This is a genomic window from Pseudarthrobacter sp. BIM B-2242 (genome assembly GCF_014764445.1).
GTDB lineage: Bacteria > Actinomycetota > Actinomycetes > Actinomycetales > Micrococcaceae > Arthrobacter > Arthrobacter luteus_A.
On sequence record NZ_CP061721.1, the window covers coordinates 2,253,954 to 2,270,960 of the forward strand.

Sequence of the window (17,007 nt, forward strand, 5' to 3'; positions counted from 1 at the left end):
GAAACAGGCGGCCAGAGGAAAGCTCTGGCGCTAGACTCTGAAACTGGCCCTGTCCGCGACCCTCGAAGCGAGGTGCTCCCACCAATGCGCGTCATCAGCTACAACCTTCGCAAGCACAAAGCGAGCGGCGAACTCCTCGCGCTTGCACGGAATTTTGCCATCGACGCGCTGTGCCTCCAGGAAGTCGACTCGGCCGACCTGCCGGACACGCTGGGGCCGCTGCACCTGGCGGACACCACCAAGGGCAACCGGCTGGGCCTGGCCATCTACTACCGCAGCAGCCGGTTCACGGCGCTTGACACGCAGTCATTCGCTCTGAAGAAATCCGTCCACGACAGGGTGCTTGCACCAGCCCATGAACGCCTGATCGGCACGCGGGTAGTGGACAACGAGACCCGGCACGAGCTGGTGATCGGCTCGTTCCATGCGGCGCCGCTGACCGCGTCAAATTCGCTGCGCCGGAAACAGATCCACGCCGCCCATGCGGAGCTGCTCAGCATGGGCAGCGGCCTGATGACACTGATGGTTGGCGACTTCAACTACCCGTTCTTCACCAGGAACCTGCACGCGCACATGAAGAACTCCGGGTACGCGCTCTCGCTCAGCAACCGCCGGACCTACACCCGCTACAAGGTGTTCAAGGGGCACTTCGACTTTGCCACGTCACTGGGACTGGACATCACAAGCGTTGAAACCCTTCCGCGGGGCAAGTCCGATCATTTGCCCATCCTGGTTAATGCTGAGTACGGCGAAGACCACTGACGCCGGCTACAGGCCACGCCCCGAATGATTCAGGAGGCCGGGCCGCAGATCCGGCCAGGCTTTGGCGAAACCGGGATGCAGTTCCTTGCCTTCCACGTCATCCAGCGGGACCCACTCCAGTTCGAGACTTTCCGGATCGCTGATCACGGGATCAAAGGGCTCAGTCACCAGGACCACAACGGTGGTGTAGCTCCAGTAGCCGAGGTCCAGCACCGAGGTCCAAAGCACGTCCACATTATCCGCCGGCACAGCAGCCTCCTCGTATGCTTCGCGGAGGGCGCCGATCACGGCATCCTCACCCTGGTGCAGGGCACCGCCGGGCAGCCCCCAGGTTCCGCCGTTGTGGCTCCACAGGGCGCGGTGCTGGAGGAGGACCCCCTTGCGGGGATCGTAGGCCAGGACACCTGCCGCGCCGAACCTGCCCCAGAACCTGCCGCGGTCCCCCTCCACCCATGCATCACCGGGATTCCGCGGACCCTTGTGCGGCGGCGGAGACTGGCGGTTGGCGTCAGGGGTCGTGACAGTCAGGGAGTGATCCATAGCTCCAGTCTGACAGGTGCCCGGCCGCTGTGCCGGGCACCTGTCACACTGGCTCAGCCCGGCTGGCCTCCCTGAACGCGTTCGACGGCGAAATCACCGCCGGGGTACATTACAGTTTCGTGTCCGTCGTCGAAGCGGACGACGTACGGCGGGTGTCCTTCCTGACCGCGAACTTCCACGATCACCCCGTGCCGGTCCGACGAGCCGACTGTCCGTCCGTGAACGATGATCCTGTCGCCCTGCGCTGCCTCCATGGCAATCACCTCCAGCCCCAGAGTACGACGCCGCAGCGGGCAGTAACAGGGGCTGCGTGGCAGGATTCAGATATGCCGCTGCGCCTCCTCCTCGTCTCAGACACGCACGTCCCCAAGCGGGCCCGTGAACTGCCCGCCCAGGTGTGGGCCGCCGTCGACAGCGCTGATGTGGTGTTCCATGCCGGTGACTGGGTGAACACGGAATTGCTGGACGGGTTCGAACGGCGGAGCCGCCGCCTCGTGGCGGTCTACGGCAACAATGACGGCCAGGAACTCCGCCGGCGGCTTCCCGAAACAGTGAGCGTGGTGCTGGAAGGCGTGCGGTTCGCCATGGTGCATGAGACAGGCACGGCGAAGGGCAGGAACGAACGCGCGGAGGAACTCTTCCCGGATTCGGATGTGCTGGTTTTCGGCCACAGCCACATCTCGTGGGACACAACGTCGCCGCGGGGACTGCGTCTGCTCAACCCCGGCTCCCCCACTGACCGCCGGAGGCAGCCTGTGTGCACGTACATGACTGCGCTGGTCGACGCAGGACGCCTGCGGCAGGTTCAACTGGTGGAAGTCCGGAAGGACTGATCCGGCTTCGCAGCCCTGCGGAAAAGGGCTGACCTGAACGCGCGGGTCAGTCCCTGGCCGCGGCGAGCAGTTCGTCGGTGGCGGCATCAGGTTCGCCGTCAAAGAACCTCGCCAGGACCGTTTTGAAAACAGTCTCGCCGGGTGCCGCCCGCAGAAACAGCGTCATGGAGGAGTGCAGCTTCATGGCGTCAGTCCTGCCCAGGATGTCGACGGCGGAGCGCCCCGTGTGGGCGGCTATTGCCGTGCTGCACTCGAGCAGCCGCGGCCCCAGGACGTCATGCTCCAGGTACGCCTGTGCCTCGGCGAGGGAGGAGATGGCGTACTTCCGGGACGTGGGGCTGCTGCCGAGGCCTGCAACCTGCGGAAAGACGAACCACATCCAGTGGCCCCTCTTGTCGCCGAGTTGCAGCTCGGACAGTGCCTGTTGGTATGTTCCGCCGCTGTCTTGGGCCTCAACGAAGCGTTCCAGGTTGAAGGGGTGTTCCATGTGCGTCTCCTTGTCGTCGGCGTGCGTGGTCTCAGGCGGTGCGTGGCCGGGCAGTTCCAGCGGTGATCCCATCGATCAGGGCCGCCGCGTGGCGGACCCAGGGGTCAGGGTCATCGTGCCAGCGCGCCATCACCACGGCGGCCCGCTGGCGGTCGGCACCATCGAGCGCTGCAAGCAGGGGAATAACGACGTCGGCGGTCAGGGGGTTCACCAGCTCGGCAGTGTGTGCCGACCGGATAAAGCCCTCCAGCCGGGTCAGGTCGGAGTGGCGAAGCAGTGCCGCCCGTGACTGCAGCAGGACCACGGCGGCGAGCCGGCGCTCATAAACGGGCCGGCGGCCGGGACCCGGCTGTCCCCAGAGGCGCGATGCCAGCGCTGTCACGTCGTCGTGGCCTAGGCCTTTGAACTTCCTGCCGGCGTCCCGGATGGTTCCCCGCACAGCCCCCACAGACGACCCGTAGGAACCCAGTGTGCCGCCCAGGCGGGATTCCACTTCCTCAGCCCGGTACCAGGCGCCCTCGTTCTGCAGGGTGGCGTCAATAAAACCTGCAGCGTCCTGGACTGTCTGGTTCATGGGTGCCCGTGCCGGCCCCGGCGTCCGGCTGCGGCGTGGTCAATGCAGTACGGCGTCCACGGGCGCGCCTCCAGGCGGCCTTCGGCGATCGGCCGGCCGCAGACGGCACACATCCCATAAGTGCCCTCGGAGATTCTCTGCAGCGCGGATTCAACCTCAGCCAGCCCGGCGCTGCTCTGATCCAGCAGTGCCGAGGCCTGGGACAGCTCAAAGGCTATGGTGGCACCCTCCGGATCATGTTCATCGTCAACATTGGAATCCTGGCGGGCGGCATTGGCCGACGAGATGTCCGCGCGGAGGGCCGGAAGCAGCGCCAGTTTCCTGCCGCGCTCTTCCTCCAGCAGGACCCGGAACCGTTCGAAGTCAGCCATGGGAAAAGCCTAACGCGGCCCCGTCCGCCGTTCTCCCATCCTGTGCCGCAAACAATCGCGCGCCCGAGAAAGTGCCCGCGGAAGCGCCAGCGGAAATTGGGGATCGACAAGCGTCCCGCCACGGAGCATGCTGGCACTCGTAAGAGCCGCAGATACCGTCTGGCAGCCAGGGACAGGCGGCGGGCAAGCGCACCATCCCAGGAAAAGGCCGGCACACCATGCCTACAAACCACGTCAACCAGCTGGCATCGAAATCCCATGACGCTCCCGACGAGAAGCGCCGCCCGGACAAAACAGAAGTGGACGTCGTCAACCTCGGCGATTACACCATTGGCCGGTTTACGTTCCAGCCCGGCTGGCGCTGGTCGGAGTGCATCAAGCCGGTGGTGAAAACCGAATCGTGCCAGAACAGCCATGTGGGGTACTGCGTGTCCGGGGCCCTTGCGGTAAAAACCGAAGACAGCCAGATCAATATCAGCGCCGGTGATTCGTACACCATCCCGCCCGGCCATGACGCCTGGGTAGACGGCGACCAGCCATTCGTCGGCATCGAATTCCTCAGCGCTGCGGAGTTCGCCAAGCCGGCCGGCGGCTGAGCGCGGCCGGGATCGGTCAGCGGCGGGAGGCGGTCAGTACCAGTTCCTGATTATCGAGTGGTTCCACGCGGCGCAAGGTGAATTGTAGCGGTCAAGGATATAGGCGAGTCCCCAGTCCACCTGGGTCCGGTAGCTGGTGAGCCAGTCGCTTCCCGCGCTCGCATACTTACTGGCCGGCAGCGCCTGGGCGATGCCGTACGCACCTGAGTCCGGGTTGGTGGCCGTGGTCAGCCAGTTGGATTCCTTCGTCCAGAGCTGCGCCAGGCACTGGAACTGGTCCTGGCCCCACCCGTAGGCGGACAGCCTCCCGGCAGCGTAGCTCCTGGCGCCTGCGGGGTCGTTGACCCCGCCGCCCGGAACAGAGGGGACGACGACGGGCGGCGGCTTTGGCGTCGGACTTTCAGCAGGAGGTGCCGGGGCAGGCACTCCGGGAGCAGGATTCTGCGGGGCAGGGGCGGCCGGGGCTGGCTTCGCCGGGGTCTGGGCCGCAGCGATCGCTGCGGTCGCTGCCTGGCGGCGTGCCTGCTCTTCCGCCGCCGCACGCTTTGCCGCCTGCGACACTTCGAAGGCTGCCAGCGCGGCCTGACCCTGACGGAACTCACCCTCCACTGCAGCCGTTGTTCCCTTGAGCGAGGCGAGCTGGGCGGTGAGTTCGGTGCTGCGTTCCTGTTGCTCCGCGACCTGCTGCGACATCGCCTGCTGGGCCGACCGGGCTGCGGCCAGCTTCGTTTGCGCTTCCCCGGCCAGCCGTTCGCGTTCGGCTTTGGCCGCGCGCTCCTGGCCGGCGAGCGCCTCCGCCGCCTTCTCAGTCTCTGCTGATTTGTGGACCAGGGACGCCGTCTTGTCACTGACGATCCGGACGATGTTCAGCCCGTGCATGCTGTTGGTCTGCACGGCGTCGAGCGCCACGAAGAACCCGATGTTTGTCCCGCCGGTCTTGTACGACTGTGCTGCGAGCGCACCAATTTCCTTCTTATGACGGGTTGCATCCTCCTGCGCACGGGCCACCTGCGCGGCCAGGGCATCCACCCTCGAACTGACCGCCTGAAGCTCAGCCCCGGTCACCGCATACTCGGCGGCGGCGGTGACGGCGGCATTTCCGAGGGCTTCGGACCGGGTCTGCAATCCGCCCAGCAGGTCGCCAATCCTGGCGACTTCCGCTGAGGTGCCGGCCTCGGTTTGCCTGGCTTTCTCCACGTCCTGCCATGAGGGGTATCCATCGGGCGGGGTGTCGGCGGCCGCGTATGCAGGCGTGCCGCATAACGAACCGGCGACGGCCAGTACGAGGACTGCGGCCACTGCGGACGGCCGCCTGTTTTGTGGGATCGGACACATAGTTGGTGAGCTTACCGGGCATATATCGGTTTCGGGGCCTGACCTGCGATGCTATTACCACAACCAGGAAACATTGCTGGCACCTTCAAGCGTGTTTTTGCCCTACATTCCGTTATCGGAATGTGACATTTGGGAAAACCAGCGGCTATGGTCGTTCGGTGCCCTGGTTCAAAGCCAGGACATTCCCGTCAGTATGCCGAGCCCTGCCGCTGACCCGGGACCCCAGCGCAATTGAACTGGCAGGGACGGGGGAACCACATTTTCACGGCTTCAGCTGAGGCCTTGGGGTTAAGTCGTTTGCGTCCCGTCCTGCACGGTGGCGCACGGCCGGGTGTCTCCGACCCGAACCCGACAGCTCACCCCGCAGGCATGGGAGAGGCAATCAACCATGTCCAAGAAGTACACTGCCGCACGCCATCGTGCCGCCACCACCCCTACTACGTCCCTTGCCCTGACGATCGGACGGCCGGCCCTTGTTGTCGCCGCCGCTTCAGGCCTGTTTTTCGGTTTCAGCGCTCCGGCCCACGCCGGGGTCAGCGGACCGGACAACTCCGGCACGGGTAACGTTCAGGCACAGTCCAGCGCACCGGCAGCAGCCGTCGCTCCGGCCCCGGCCCCCGCAACGGCCAATGTCCACACCGTCGTCTCCGGCGACACGCTGGGCGAGATCTCTGCCGCCAACGGCGTAGCCCTCAACGATGTCCTGGCCGCCAATGGCCTGGCGCTGTCCTCGATCATTTACCCGGGCGACCAGATCCAGATCCCCGCCGCCGGTCAGGCAGCCCCGGCAGCCGCCCCGGCACCGGCAGCACCCGCAGCCCCGGCAGCCGCCCCGGCTGCTCCCGCCAACACCGGCATCCAGCTGGCGTCAACCTCCGCACCGGTCCAGGCTCCCGCCCCTGTCCAGGCCCCGACCGGCGCTGCCGGCTCGGCAATCCTGGCCGCGGCCTACGGCCAGCTCGGAGTACAGCAGGACTGCACCGCCATGGTGGAGAAGGCCCTTCGCTCGGTCGGTAAGAGCGTTGGAGACCTGGCCCCGGGCCAGTTCTACCAGTACGGCAGCGTTGTTGGCTCGCCTGCCCCGGGTGACCTTGTCATCACTGCCGGTCACGTTGGCGTCTTCGCCGGCAACGGCCAGGTTGTCAGCGGCGGCGTGGACGGTTTCAAGACCGAGGTCCACTCCATCAGCTGGCTCCAGGGCGCTTCCTTCGTCCGCGTAGCGTGACCCCAGGCCGTTGGACGGCGGCGGTCGGCACACAGCCGCCCGCCGCCGTCGGCCGCTGCTGCATCCTCAGACGTGCTGCCCAAACCAGGACAGCGTGTCATTCCACGCAGCGGTCGCCCGGGCCTCGTTATAGCGTTCCCCGGTGTCATTGTGGAAAGCGTGGTCCACGCCCGGGTAGACGGTGAGCTGATGCGTCACAGTGGTGGCGGCCAAGGCATCGCGGAGGGCCGGCATCGCGCCGGTGATCCGCTGGTCCAGTTCGGCGTACACCCCGAATGCGGCAGCTTTGATGGCCGGCACCTTGTTCAGGTCCGGAGCCGGACCATAAAACGCTGCGGTGGCTTTCAGGCCCGGCAGCTCGGTAGCCGCCTGCCAGGTAATGCCGCCGCCGAAACAGTATCCGTTCATGGCAATGCGTCCGGACTCCACGAAGTCCTGGGCCTGGAGGTAGTCAAAGGCTGCCGCGAAGTCGCCTACATGACGGGCCGCCCCTGCCTTGGTCAGCGCCCCCGAAACGGCGTCCGAATCGAGGCTGGCAGTTCCCCCTTCCCTGCTCAGGAGGTCCAGGGCCAGCGCGGTGTACCCTGCCTTCGCGAACCGGCGCGCCACGTCCTGGATGTGCGGTGTCAGCCCGCGGTTCTCGTGGCAGACCAGCACGGCCGGACCTGCTCCGCCGGAGTCCGGCCGCGCGAGGTAACCGCTGATGTCGGTTCCGCCCGCAGCCAACCGGACTGTCGCCGTCGTTAGCCCTGCAGCGCCTTCGGGAACGGACAACGGGCTCTTCGCCCCCGGCACAGGTCCCGTCGATGCGGTGGCAGTGCCTGTCGTGGAACCCGAGGGCGTGGGCATTGGGTCTGTGCTGCGCGGGACTTCCTCCGGTGTGCACCCCACCAGCAGCATCGCTGCGGACGCCGCTGCCATGCTGCCCATGATGAAGGCTACGCGGCGGGTAAACGTGCGGTGTGTCATCTCACCGGCACGGTAGTCGTCGAAGAATTCCTCAATCAGGTACCGCTCAAACTTTCCAAGCTGGACCATGGCCGGCCTCCTCGCGTGAGGCTAACATCCTGCTCCGAACCAGGCTGTCCCGCAAGGGGTGGCCTTACTGGCCTGCCCCGGGCGCCTGCCGCCGGTTCGGAAACGGTATCCGGTCCAGGTCGTTGGCTGCGATCACGGCTGCACGGCCCGAGCGCTCCCGCGCCTGCTCCTCGAGCCCGGTGACATCGTCGCCGTAGCGTGAGGAGAAGTGGGTAAGGATAAGCGTCCCGACGGCGGCGCTGGCCGCCAGCTCCCCGGCCTGCCCGGCGGTGAGGTGCGAGTACTGAGTTGCGAGCCCGCCGTCGTCGTTACTGAACGTGGACTCCGCAACCAGCAAATCCACGCGGTCAGCCAGTTCCCCGGCACCGGCGCACGGTGCGGTGTCCATAACAAATGCGAAGCTCTGCCCCCGCCGCGGAACGCTTACATCCTCCAGCCGGACGCTGCCCAGAACCCCGTTACGCTGCAGGCGCCCCACGTCTGCGCCGTGAACTCCGGCCGCCGCGAGCCTGTCCGGCAGGAGGCTGCGGCCATTAGGTTCATCCAGCCTGTAGCCGTAGGTTTCAATGCGGTGCTTCAGCGGACGGACCTGAAGGCCCGGCGCTACCGTGCCGGCGCTGCCGTGCGGGTGCAGCCTAAGGTCGATCCCGGGGGTGCTGACGGACACGAGGGCGCGGACCATATCCTCTCCAGAAGCCGGATAGTGCAGGTGGACCGGGTGGGCCACACCGTCCAGGGCCATCCTCGAAAGCACTCCCGGCAGCCCGAAGCAATGGTCACCGTGCACATGGGTCAGGCAGATCCGCGTGATCTGCGTGGCAGGCACGCCGGCGTGGATCATCTGGCGTTGTGTTCCCTCGCCGGGGTCAAAGAGCAGGCCCTCACCGTCCCACCGCAGCACGTAGCCGTTGTGATTGCGTGTCCGTGTGGGGACCTGGGAGGCTGTGCCGAGGGCAATGAACTCACGCATGAAACCGAGTGTCCCATTGCGGTCCGGCTACCACCATAAGTCCCTTCTCCGAACCTTGCCTGACTGCTAGATTGTGACGGCCAAGCCGGACCACAGCTGGTTCAGCCGGTCACCACGGAAGGACACATTATGCTCTCGGACACTTCCCGCCCCGTCATCCAGGCAACGCTGCCTGTGGTGGGGGAAAACATCGAAGAAATTGCCAAACGGTTCTACAAGCACATGTTTGACGCGAGACCGGACCTGCTCGATGGCCTGTTCAACCGGGGAAACCAGGCCGACGGCCGTCAGCAACAGGCCCTGGCCGGGTCTATTGCCGCCTTCGCAACCTACCTCATCGAAAAGCCGGACCAACTGCCCGATCATCTGCTGTCCAGGGTTGCCCACAAGCACGTCTCTCTGGGCCTGAGCCCGGACCAGTACCAGATTGTTCATGACCATCTGTTCTGGGCCATCGTGGATGTGCTCGGTGATGCTGTCACGCCGGAGGTTGCGGCCGCCTGGGATGAGGTCTATTGGCTGATGGGGAACATGCTGATCAACAAGGAACGCGGCCTCTACGGCGCGGTGCACCTCTCGCCGGAGACCATCTGGCGGACCTGGCGTGTGGCCCGGCGCATCCAGGAGACACCGGATGTGGTCACCTTTGTTGTGGAACGGACCGACGAACGGGACGTCAAGCCCTCGCTGCCCGGGCAGTACGTCACCATCAAAATGCTGATGAAGGACGGTGTCCACCAGCCGCGCCAGTACAGCCTGACGCGCGCCGACGACGGGCAGCACCGGCAGTTCGCAGTCAAGAGGGTCCACGGACTCGCCACACCCGACGGCGAGATGTCCAACCTGCTGCACAACGACGTCAAGGTGGGCGACGAAGTGGTTCTCTCTGCCCCGTTCGGCGACGTCGTGCTTGAGTACACTGACCGGCCGGTGGTCATGGCCAGCGCCGGCATCGGCATCACGCCGATGGCCGGGATGCTCTCGCACCTCGTGAAGGCAGGTTCCCAGCGGCACGTGATGCTCCTGCATGCCGACGACAGCCCGGAGTCTTTCCCCCTCCGCCAGCAGGTGACCGAGGACATCGGCCTCCTGTCGGAAGCTTCGCTGCACAGCTGGTTCCTGAACCGGGCTGGTGACCAGGGGGCGGCGGAGTCCTCCTTTACCGGGTTCATGGACGTCAACGCCGTCGAACTGCCCATAGATGCCGAGTACTATCTTTGCGGTCCGCTGCCGTTCCTCCAGGCAGTGCGGAGCGACCTCATCGCCAAAGGCGTCCCCGCCAGGGACATCCAGTACGAGGTATTCGGCCCGGACCTGTGGCTGGCAGACTTCCAGTAGTTTTCAAGCCGCTAGAACTGCTCCGCCGGAATAGTAAATCCGAGGTCCAGGAGTCCCCTGCCTGCCTGTTCCAGGATCGGGTCCATGGTCAGCGAGGCGTGGTTGAGCAGCACGTTGACGTCGCGTTGGATCCGCTGGAGCGGGTGCGTCAGGCGGTGCACGCTGCCACCTGAGCCGGTCAGGATGAGCCGGACAGCCTCAGCCGAAGCCTGGCCGCTCAGGCCGAGGGAGAGCCTGTACCGGGCGCGCTCCGCATCGGTGAAGGCGACCGGCTGCCGGTCAAAGGAGGCGGCCACCAGCCTGACCGCTTCGTCCCAGTGCAGCCGTGCGGTGGCAACCTGGCCATAGGCCTGCGCGTATCTGGCCTGGGCCAGCGGCGAATCGGCCTGGCGTTTCTCCACCGTCTGTTTGACCTTGCGCACCATCATCAGCTCCCGGAACTCTTCCAGGGCATGCTCGGCGGCTCCCAGAGCAGCTGCCGGGGCAACCATGTTCAGGAACGTGGCCATGGGGACGTGGATGCCCGGGTCCGGGTGGATGCGGCTGCCCGGATTGTCGGCGGCTGCCAGCAGACTCCATTCCAGGGCGCGGTGGGCGGGGACAAAGAGGTTCTCGGCGCGGAGGTCATTGCTTCCGGTCCCCCGCAGGCCCGCCGTGTGCCACACGTCCAGCAACTCGAGATCAGCCATCGGGACCAGGCATTGCATCCGGACACCGCCGTGCTGCACTGCCAGCAGCGCCCAGTCGGAATGCATCACACCGGAGGCGAAGCTCCAGCGTCCGGTGATGGAGTAACCGCCGGGCACCTTCTCCGCTGCCCCTGGCGGGGCGCCGGTTGCGGCAGCCAAGGGGGCCGGGCCGGCGGCGAACACTTCGTCCTGCGCCTGCTGCGGCCACCGCGCCAGCATCCAGACGTGCTCTACGAGGTGACCCACGGTCCAGGCCGTGGAAACACAGCCCCGGGCAAGGCTTCGCACCATCTGTACATAACTTTCAAGCCCCATTCCGAAGCCACCCACGGCTGCCGGAGCGAGCATCTGGAAGACTCCGGCCGCCTTCAGTTCGGCAACGGTTTCCTCGGGGAGGCACCGGAGCTCTTCGGTCTCGCCGGCACGCTCACGCAGCCGGGGAATGAGCGCGTCCACCCGGGCCAGCAGCTCGTCATGTGTGGGGACGGCGGCACCCGCGGCAGGGAGGTCTGCGGCAGTGGGTCTTTCCGCAGGTAGGCGTTCGCCCGGAAGCTCGATGGTGTGCGAGGTGTGATGCTTCTTGGCTTCCAGGTAGCGGAGGTTTGCGTCGGAGAGATGCACCCCCGTGGGGACCTGCTCCGTCACTTCAACGCCCAGGGAAGCGAGTTGCCCCACCTTGTCCGGGTTGTTGGTCAGGAGGCGGACGCGGCCGGCGCCGAGCGCGCCAAGCATCTGGGCGGCAGCGCCGTAGTCCCGTTCGTCCTCGCCGCGCCCCAGGGCCACGTTGGCTTCGTACGTATCAAGGCCCGTGTCCTGCAGGACATACGCGTCAAGCTTGGCGTACAGGCCGATGCCTCGCCCTTCCTGGCGCAGGTACAGGAGGAAACCCCCGACGGCGGCAATCTGCTCAACTGCCTCGCGCAGCTGCGGACCGCAGTCGCAGCGCTCGCTGCCGAACACGTCACCGGTGAGGCATTCGCTGTGCAGCCGGACCAGCGGTGCGGCGTTTTCGGGCCCCTGGTCCAGGAGCGTCTGTTCCCACTGGCCCAGTCCAAGCAGGAGGTGCTCCTTGCCATCGGCCAGGCCGTGGAAGGTCATGACCTCAGCGGTGGCCGCGAAGCCGTCCGGGAAGCGTAGCGGGACAGTCACCTGGCTCCGGACGGTGGCAGGCTGTTCATATGGCCGCGCGACGGTCTCGGTCATAACGGTCATCTGTGCTCCTCTGGAAAGCAGGCAGTACTTGAATATTAAAGTAAACAGTACCGCCCAATACTTCACGACGCAAGCGATTAGGAGGACTTAAAACTTCACCCATGAAGTAAATATCGTAGACTTGGCCTATGGAAAACCCCGGAGAGCCCCGCTGGCTGGACAGTGACGAACGCGAGGTCTGGCTGACCCTTGTGGGCGTGATGACAAAGCTGCCCGGCGCACTGGACGCGCAGCTGCAGCGGGATGCCGGGTTGAGCCACTTTGAGTACATGGTCCTTGCCGGCCTGTCCGAAGCACCGGAACGAACCCGCCGGATGAGCGATCTTGCGGGTTTCACCGAGTCAGGCCTGCCCAGGCTGTCCCAGGTGGTGGGTCGGCTGGAGAAGCGCGGCTGGGTAAGCCGCTGCACGGACCCTACCGATGGACGGATTACGCTGGCCACACTCACCGACGAGGGGCTGGCGAAGATCGCAGATTCCGCCCCCGGCCACGTGGAAGCCGTCCGGAAGCTCGTTTTTGATCCACTTACCAGGGCTCAATCACGGCAGCTGGGAATCATCGGCAAGCGCATCATGGGCGCCGTCGACCCCGCGGACCGCTGCCTGCAGGGCATGGCCAGGAGCCAAGGTTCCGGGCATGCAGAATCACGGCGAGGATGATCAGCGGCACGTGGATTGCCGGAAGATTGTGCGCAAACCACCTCGGCAAATAGATATCAGTGACGGACCCGGTGGGGTCACCCAGGCGCCGCGCCAAGGGCGTGAGCGGACAGTGAAATCCATTCGCCGCGAAGATCAGCGTCTCACCGGCCACCACGGCGGCGGCCTTTCCTGCCCTCCGGTCGCTCTGGCCCCGGATCCCTGAGTACAGCACATAAATCATGCAGGCCTCGATGGTAAACCAGGCGAAGGTATGGAAGGCCTTGACGGCCTTCAGTTCCCACTGATGCTCCCTCATACGCACATGAAACACCCGGACCGCCAGCCCGATCAGGGGCCTTTGTCCCATTCTGCACATTTTCCTGCCACGCCTGCTTCTATCGGCCGCGGCGGCGCCACTGTGGCGGTGCCGCCGCGGCGGTCACGGAAACCCGACTGGAAGAAAGCGCCAAACGTCCGCCGCGCAGCGGTACCGTGAAGCAGAACCCGCACGGGTGAATCACCGCGGACATGCTGCGGTGCAGACGGAGAGGAACTCAACATGGCACAGTTCACCGGCAAGGTTGCCCTGGTTACCGGCGGTGGCTCCGGTATTGGCGAAGCTGTCTGCAAAGAGCTCGCCACTAAACGCGCCAGCGTGGTTGTCACCGACATCAACCTGGAGGCTGCCCGGCGCGTCGCCAAGGAGATTGTCGACGCCGGCGGTACGGCTTCGGCGGTCCGCCAGGACACGGCCAGGAAGGAGGACTCCGAGATGGTGGTCCGCCACGCCGTCGATACGTACGGCGCCCTGCACCTTGCGGTGAACAACGCCGGCATCGGCGGCAAGCAGGCGCCCGCCGGTGAAACCGATCTGGAAGAGTGGGACAAAGTCGTCGGCATCAACCTCAACGGCGTGCTGTATGGAATGCGCTACCAGATCCCGCAAATGCTGGCGGCCGGTGCAGAGAACTGCGCCATCGTGAACATGGCCTCAGTGCACGGCACTGTCGCCGCCCCGGGCAACGGCGCCTACACGGCGGCCAAGCACGGTGTTGTCGGAATCACCAAGAACGCCGCCGTCGAGTACGGACCCCAGGGCCTGCGCGTCAACGCCGTTGGGCCCGGCTACATCCGGACACCGCTACTGGAGGGCGCCCTGACCCCCGAAGTCCTTTCGGTGATCGAAGGCAAGCACGCGCTGGGCCGGCTCGGAACAGCCGAGGAAGTGGCCCACCTGGTCAGCTTCCTGCTGTCGGAGGAAGCATCCTTCATCACGGGCGGTTACTACCTTGTTGACGGAGGCTACACGGCCATCTGAGGCTACACCGTCGTCGGAGGCTAAGGCGTCGGCCGAGGTATCCCGCGGGGATCAGTCGCCCACAGCGTCGCGCCCGCGGCGCACAATCAGCGGGTCGGGCTGCCGGACCGCTGACGCATCCTTGCCGTCGTAGTCGAACTGGCTCAGGAAGAAGCGCATGGCATTGATCCGTCCCCGCTTCTTGTCATTGGACTTGATGGTCATCCACGGTGCATGGTCCGTGTCCGTGCGCAGAAACGTCTCTTCCTTTGCCCGGGTGTAGTCCTCCCAGCGGTCCAGCGACGCCAGATCCACCGGTGAGAGCTTCCACCGCCGGACGGGGTCTATCTGGCGGATGGCGAAGCGTGTGCGTTGCTCGTGCCTTGTCACGGAAAACCAAAACTTTGTCAGGTGGATCCCTGAGTCCACCAGCATCTTCTCGAACAAGGGGGCCTGGTCCATAAACGTCGAGTAGTCGCGGTCAGTGCAGAAATCCATGACCCTTTCCACATTGGCCCTGTTGTACCAGGAGCGGTCAAACAGCACGATCTCCCCTGCCGTGGGCAAATGCTGGATGTAGCGCTGGAAATACCACTGCCCCTGCTCGCGGTCCGACGGTTTGCCCAGCGCGACGGTCCGGGCAGCCCTCGGATCCAGATGCTCGGTAAAGCGTTTGATGGTGCCGCCCTTCCCGGCGGCATCCCGGCCTTCGAAGACCACCACGTTCTTGAGCCCGTGGTCCTGGCCCCAATACTGGAACTTCAGCAGTTCCACTTGCAGCCGGTATTTCTCCAGTTCGTATTCTTCCCGGGACATCCGCTCTTCGTACGGATAGTCCTCACGCCAGGTCTGCATGGCGGAGCCACCAGGATCGATCAGTTCCGGATCCTCGCCCTGGCCGCCGCGCACCGTGTACCCCAGCTGCACCAGCCGGTCAATGGCCTCACGCAGGTTGTCCCGTACCCACCACGGGTCCGCCGGCCGCCATGCCTCCCTGTCCAGCATCACCAAGCTCTCCTCCCGGTCATATCCGGATCGTCTCACGAACACACAGGCCGGAAAAGTGTCTGATTACGCAGCGCGCCATCGATGATCCGCCGTAAAATTTAAGTAGACCGGCGGCGGCCGAGCATCGGTTGTTCCCCCAACAACCGCAGCTGCTCACCCCCCAGTCCGCCGCCGGTCCTGGATCCGCCCCTCGGCACGGACCTTGAGTCTCACGGACGCGACCGCATGATCGGCGGGTTGAGGACGGCCTTTGTTGGTTGGCCTGGTGCCGGGCGGGCTGCCGGCGCAAGCCGGAAAAGTGCTGCCGGACGGCCGGTATCGCCCGCCGTCATCCGGCCGGTGTCTTCCAGGAAATCGGGGGTCCCTGTTGCCTTGCGGTGAAAATTCCGCGGGTCCAGGCGTGTATCCCAGACGGCCTCGTAGACGGCCCGGAGCTGGGCGATGGTGAATTCCTCACCGCAGAAGGCAGCGCCCAAGGGCGAGTACTCGAGTTTTGACTTCGCCCGCTCCACGGCGTCCGCCATGATCCGGTCATGATCAAAAGCCAGCTGCACAGTGCCGCTCTGGACCTCGCGGACGGGGTACCAGGCTGCGTGCTCGGCATCGCTCCCTGCCGACAGCACGGGAAAATCAGGCGCGAGAAGCAGGTGGGCAACGGTCAGGATGTCACCGCGCGGATCGCGTCCCCTGGGACCGTAACTGCCCAATTGCTCCAGGTAGCCGGGGAGATGCTCGACGCCGGTCTCTTCCGCAAGTTCCCGGGTTGCCGCCTCCAACAACTCTTCTCCCGCCAGGACGAAACCGCCCGGGAGGGCGGGCTTCCCGCGGAAGGGTTCTAAAAGACGATTGATGAGCAGGACGCTCAGTTCGCCGTCGCGCACGGTGAGGGCGACGACGTCGACCGTTACCGGAAAGCGCGCGGGCTCCTGGTGGGTTGCTGGCATGAAGCCATCCTAAATACTTATCGTCACCTTGACAATAAGTCGTCATGGAATCTATCGTCTAGTTATCGTCAGCTTGACGAAAAAGCGATCAGAGGAGAACACCATGGCCAGCATCAAGCGCTACCCCTGGATCAGCCACTTCCTGGGCAGCCCCACCGGTTACGTCGTCCACCTGCAAAAAGGCCAGGTCAGGCATCAGGGGGTGGGCCAGGCGTTCTGGTTCCGGCCGGCGAACTCCGTGCTCAGCGAGGTTCCCGTTGATGACCAGGAACTGCCCACGCTCTTCCACGCCATCACCCGGGACCACCAGGATGTCAGCGTCCAGGCCAACGTGACCTACCGCTTTATCGACCCCGTGTCCGTATCCAGCCGGCTCGACTTCGGGCTCCAGCCTGCCGGTTCAGCACCGGCCACCGGACGCGAGCAGGTGGCCACCATCATCGGCCAGCTGTGCCAGAGCCACGCGATTGACCAGATCGCCACCACCACCCTCGCCGAGGCGCTTGAGCGCGGGGTGAGCCAGCTCCGCACTGTCCTCACCGGAGCGCTGCGCACCGACGCGCGTCTCCTGTCCACCGGCATCGAAATCCTCGGCGTGCAGGTCCTGGCGGTCCGGCCGGAAGCGGACGTCGAACGGGCCCTGCAGACGCCGGTCCGCGAACAGCTCCAGTCCGAAGCGGACCGTGCCGTGTACGAACGCCGGGCGGTCGCCGTCGAACGTGAACGCACGATCTCCGAGAACGAAATGGCAAGCCAGATCGAACTGGCCACGCGGCGCGAACACCTGGTTGCCCAGGAGGGTGCCAACGCTCGGCGCCAGGCGGAGGAAAAAGCCGCCGCTGGACTGATCGAGGCGCGTGCCTCGGCCGAACGCCAGGGCATCACCACCACCGCCGAAGCTAACCAGATCCGGCTGGTCGGTGAGGCCGCAGCCGCGCGCGAGGCCGCAACAATGGAGGTCTACCGGGACATGGAGCAGGCCACGCTGCTGGCCCTGGCCCTCCGTGAGGCAGCAGGATCACTCCCCAGCATCGGCAACCTCACCATCACACCGGATCTCCTCAGCGGGGCGCTTGCGGGTCTGTTCCGGGAGCCGGCGGGGGCAGGAGCACCTGCTGCCAGCGCCACCGGCCGGCTCGAAAAGTAG

At 65.5% G+C, this 17,007-nt stretch carries 19 protein-coding genes and 1 riboswitch; of the genes, 8 read left to right on the forward strand and 11 right to left on the reverse strand.

Going from position 1 to position 17,007, the window contains the following annotated elements:
* Positions 1-84 precede the first annotated feature (84 nt).
* A complete protein-coding gene (locus tag IDT60_RS10290; RefSeq protein ID WP_164199488.1) occupies positions 85-762 on the forward strand; it encodes an endonuclease/exonuclease/phosphatase family protein in 678 nt (225 codons plus the stop codon).
* A gap of 6 nt (positions 763-768) precedes the next feature.
* Here IDT60_RS10290 and IDT60_RS10295 read toward each other — a convergent pair whose 3' ends face one another.
* Entirely contained in the window at positions 769-1,302 is a 534-nt protein-coding gene (locus IDT60_RS10295; protein ID WP_164199486.1) for an NUDIX domain-containing protein, read from the reverse strand.
* Between the two features lie 53 nt (positions 1,303-1,355).
* Entirely contained in the window at positions 1,356-1,556 is a 201-nt protein-coding gene (locus IDT60_RS10300) for a DUF1918 domain-containing protein (protein WP_191079020.1), read from the reverse strand.
* Positions 1,557-1,628: 72 nt separating this feature from the next.
* Between IDT60_RS10300 and IDT60_RS10305 the strand changes: the two genes are divergently transcribed.
* On the forward strand, positions 1,629-2,135 hold the full coding sequence (locus tag IDT60_RS10305) for a metallophosphoesterase (protein ID WP_191079021.1): 507 nt from the start codon (positions 1,629-1,631) through the stop codon (positions 2,133-2,135).
* Between the two features lie 46 nt (positions 2,136-2,181).
* Here the strand turns inward: IDT60_RS10305 and IDT60_RS10310 are convergent, their stop codons facing one another.
* The 3 genes from IDT60_RS10310 to IDT60_RS10320 are packed head-to-tail and all read right to left on the reverse strand — an operon-like array spanning position 2,182 to position 3,567.
* Positions 2,182-2,622: a DUF1810 domain-containing protein gene (locus tag IDT60_RS10310; protein ID WP_191079022.1), complete on the reverse strand. Its 441-nt coding sequence runs from the start codon at positions 2,620-2,622 to the stop codon at positions 2,182-2,184.
* A gap of 31 nt (positions 2,623-2,653) precedes the next feature.
* The gene (locus IDT60_RS10315; RefSeq protein WP_164199478.1) at positions 2,654-3,196 is read right to left on the reverse strand and encodes a DNA alkylation repair protein; all 543 of its coding nucleotides are present in this window, start codon (positions 3,194-3,196) and stop codon (positions 2,654-2,656) included.
* Entirely contained in the window at positions 3,193-3,567 is a 375-nt protein-coding gene (locus tag IDT60_RS10320) for a TraR/DksA C4-type zinc finger protein (protein ID WP_191079023.1), read from the reverse strand. The genes IDT60_RS10315 and IDT60_RS10320 overlap by 4 nt, the downstream gene beginning before the upstream one ends.
* Before the next feature lie 218 nt (positions 3,568-3,785).
* Here IDT60_RS10320 and IDT60_RS10325 point away from each other — a divergent pair, with 218 nt between their 5' ends.
* Positions 3,786-4,163, forward strand: coding sequence for a cupin domain-containing protein (locus IDT60_RS10325; protein WP_191079024.1), 378 nt, complete (start codon positions 3,786-3,788; stop codon positions 4,161-4,163).
* Between the two features lie 33 nt (positions 4,164-4,196).
* On the opposite strand, the gene IDT60_RS10330 is transcribed toward IDT60_RS10325, so the two are convergent.
* Entirely contained in the window at positions 4,197-5,462 is a 1,266-nt protein-coding gene (locus IDT60_RS10330) for a lytic transglycosylase domain-containing protein (protein ID WP_223883680.1), read from the reverse strand.
* Positions 5,463-5,682: 220 nt separating this feature from the next.
* Positions 5,683-5,883, forward strand: a riboswitch (cyclic di-AMP (ydaO/yuaA leader).
* Positions 5,884-5,886: 3 nt separating this feature from the next.
* Here IDT60_RS10330 and IDT60_RS10335 point away from each other — a divergent pair.
* A complete protein-coding gene (locus IDT60_RS10335; protein WP_191079026.1) occupies positions 5,887-6,723 on the forward strand; it encodes a LysM peptidoglycan-binding domain-containing protein in 837 nt (278 codons plus the stop codon).
* A 66-nt stretch (positions 6,724-6,789) separates the two neighbouring features.
* Here IDT60_RS10335 and IDT60_RS10340 read toward each other — a convergent pair whose 3' ends face one another.
* Both IDT60_RS10340 and IDT60_RS10345 read right to left on the reverse strand, forming a co-directional pair.
* On the reverse strand, positions 6,790-7,761 hold the full coding sequence (locus IDT60_RS10340; protein WP_191079027.1) for a dienelactone hydrolase family protein: 972 nt from the start codon (positions 7,759-7,761) through the stop codon (positions 6,790-6,792).
* A 64-nt stretch (positions 7,762-7,825) separates the two neighbouring features.
* Positions 7,826-8,731 carry a ribonuclease Z gene (locus IDT60_RS10345; protein ID WP_164199468.1) on the reverse strand — a complete coding sequence of 302 codons (906 nt, stop codon included), beginning with the start codon at positions 8,729-8,731 and terminating at the stop codon, positions 7,826-7,828.
* Positions 8,732-8,860: 129 nt separating this feature from the next.
* On the opposite strand from IDT60_RS10345, the gene IDT60_RS10350 reads away from it, so the two are divergent.
* The gene (locus IDT60_RS10350; protein ID WP_191079028.1) at positions 8,861-10,069 is read left to right on the forward strand and encodes a globin domain-containing protein; all 1,209 of its coding nucleotides are present in this window, start codon (positions 8,861-8,863) and stop codon (positions 10,067-10,069) included.
* A gap of 11 nt (positions 10,070-10,080) precedes the next feature.
* Here the strand turns inward: IDT60_RS10350 and ribA are convergent, their stop codons facing one another.
* Complete coding sequence (ribA, locus tag IDT60_RS23550; protein WP_370590681.1) at positions 10,081-11,970, reverse strand: GTP cyclohydrolase II RibA; 1,890 nt, start codon at positions 11,968-11,970, stop codon at positions 10,081-10,083.
* A gap of 128 nt (positions 11,971-12,098) precedes the next feature.
* Here ribA and IDT60_RS10360 point away from each other — a divergent pair, with 128 nt between their 5' ends.
* Both IDT60_RS10360 and IDT60_RS10365 read left to right on the forward strand, forming a co-directional pair.
* Positions 12,099-12,629 (forward strand): MarR family winged helix-turn-helix transcriptional regulator, encoded by a 531-nt coding sequence (locus IDT60_RS10360; protein ID WP_191079029.1) that lies wholly within the window; start codon positions 12,099-12,101, stop codon positions 12,627-12,629.
* Positions 12,630-13,170: 541 nt separating this feature from the next.
* Entirely contained in the window at positions 13,171-13,929 is a 759-nt protein-coding gene (locus tag IDT60_RS10365) for an SDR family NAD(P)-dependent oxidoreductase (protein ID WP_164199462.1), read from the forward strand.
* 51 nt (positions 13,930-13,980) lie between these two features.
* Here the strand turns inward: IDT60_RS10365 and ppk2 are convergent, their stop codons facing one another.
* Together ppk2 and IDT60_RS10375 are read right to left on the reverse strand one after the other, a co-directional pair.
* Complete coding sequence (ppk2, locus tag IDT60_RS10370; RefSeq protein WP_164206159.1) at positions 13,981-14,913, reverse strand: polyphosphate kinase 2; 933 nt, start codon at positions 14,911-14,913, stop codon at positions 13,981-13,983.
* Positions 14,914-15,125: 212 nt separating this feature from the next.
* The gene (locus IDT60_RS10375; protein WP_191079030.1) at positions 15,126-15,860 is read right to left on the reverse strand and encodes an NUDIX domain-containing protein; all 735 of its coding nucleotides are present in this window, start codon (positions 15,858-15,860) and stop codon (positions 15,126-15,128) included.
* Positions 15,861-15,963: 103 nt separating this feature from the next.
* On the opposite strand from IDT60_RS10375, the gene IDT60_RS10380 reads away from it, so the two are divergent.
* Positions 15,964-17,007, forward strand: a complete 1,044-nt coding sequence (locus IDT60_RS10380) for an SPFH domain-containing protein (RefSeq protein ID WP_164199459.1) — start codon at positions 15,964-15,966, stop codon at positions 17,005-17,007.